Source organism: Candidatus Palibaumannia cicadellinicola (assembly GCF_002855795.1).
GTDB lineage: Bacteria > Pseudomonadota > Gammaproteobacteria > Enterobacterales > Enterobacteriaceae > Baumannia > Baumannia cicadellinicola_C.
The window spans coordinates 1-1,450 of the sequence record NZ_NJPO01000155.1 but is presented as its reverse complement, the minus strand read 5'-3'; the positions used below and the strand labels follow the sequence as shown (position 1 = coordinate 1,450).

The 1,450-nt window shown below is 38.0% G+C and carries 1 protein-coding gene; it reads left to right on the top strand.

Annotation, left to right across the window (positions count from 1 at the left end; all coding sequences use genetic code 11):
- Nucleotides 1-114: 114 nt before the first annotated feature.
- A partial coding sequence (cysS, locus tag CEX73_RS02865) for a cysteine--tRNA ligase (RefSeq protein WP_101627079.1) occupies nucleotides 115-1,450 on the top strand: 1,336 nt, incomplete at its 3' end.

Sequence of the window (1,450 nt, the reverse complement as noted above, 5' to 3'; positions counted from 1 at the left end):
ACATAATATATAAATATTATTATCACTATACTGTTAAATATATAGTTACAGTTATGAACTATTTTTATTTGTTTTGCTACTTAATTATTACGGACAAACTATGGCATCATTTTCATGTTAAAAATTTTTAATACCCTGACAAAAAAAAAAGAGGAATTGAAACCTATTCATGCTGGAAAAATAGGTTTATATGTATGCGGTATCACCGCATATGACTTGTGCCATATTGGACATGGGCGTACTTTTGTCGTTTTTGACGTAGTAATCAGATATCTACGCTATTGCGGTTATGAAGTTTATTACATACGTAATATCACTGATATTGAGGATAAAATTATTCGCCGCGCAGCTAAGAACGGTGAAACTAGCCAGCAACTTACTGATAGAATGATAGTGGAAATGTACCAGGACTTCGACAGACTAAATATTTTGCGTCCTGACAAAGAACCACGAGCTACACAGAGTATCAAAGATATTATCTTATTAACCTGCAAGTTAATTGAGAAAGGACATGCTTATGTAGCTTCTAATGGTGATGTAATGTTTTCTGTAGAAAGCGCCCATAATTACGGTATTTTATCTGGTCAAGATTTAAAGCAGTTGCAAATGGGAGCCCGAATCAAAGTTACCAACGTTAAACGTAATCCAATGGATTTTGTACTATGGAAAATGTCCAAAGCGGGCGAGCCGAGCTGGACTTCTCCCTGGGGTAAAGGACGCCCAGGCTGGCATATTGAATGCTCTGCTATGAGCTGTAAACAATTAGGTAATTATTTTGATATTCACGGCGGGGGGTCTGATCTTATCTTCCCACATCATGAAAATGAAATAGCACAGTCTACTGGTGCCCATAATAGTCCTTACGTCAACATCTGGATGCACTCTGGCATGGTAATGATCGGTAATGACAAAATATCTAAATCATTAGGTAATTTTTTTACCATACGTGATGTACTCAAGTCTTACGACGCTGAAACAGTACGCTATTTCCTGATGTCTAGTCATTACCGCAACCAACTTTATTACAGCGAAAATAATCTTCGACAGGCTCGTGCTGCCCTAGAAAGTTTATATATCGCCTTACGCGGGACTAATCTGGAGGTACCACCCACCGGGGGTAACTACTTTATACAACAATTTATTATGGCAATGAATAATGATTTTAATACACCAGAAGCTCATTCTGTACTATTTAAGCTAGCTCATGAAGTCAATCTGTTAAAAACCTACAATACTAAAGCCGCACAAGGTATGGCAGCTACACTGCGCCATTTAGCACGTATTTTAGGTTTGTTAGAACATGATCCAGAAATATTTCTACACAACAAAGTTACGGCACAATATAGTGATACTGCCGCCATTGAGGCGCTTATTAAGCAACGTCATGACGTACGAAAAAGCGGTAAGTGGGCACAAGCTGACGAAATACGTCAGAAATTAGAAGAGCGTC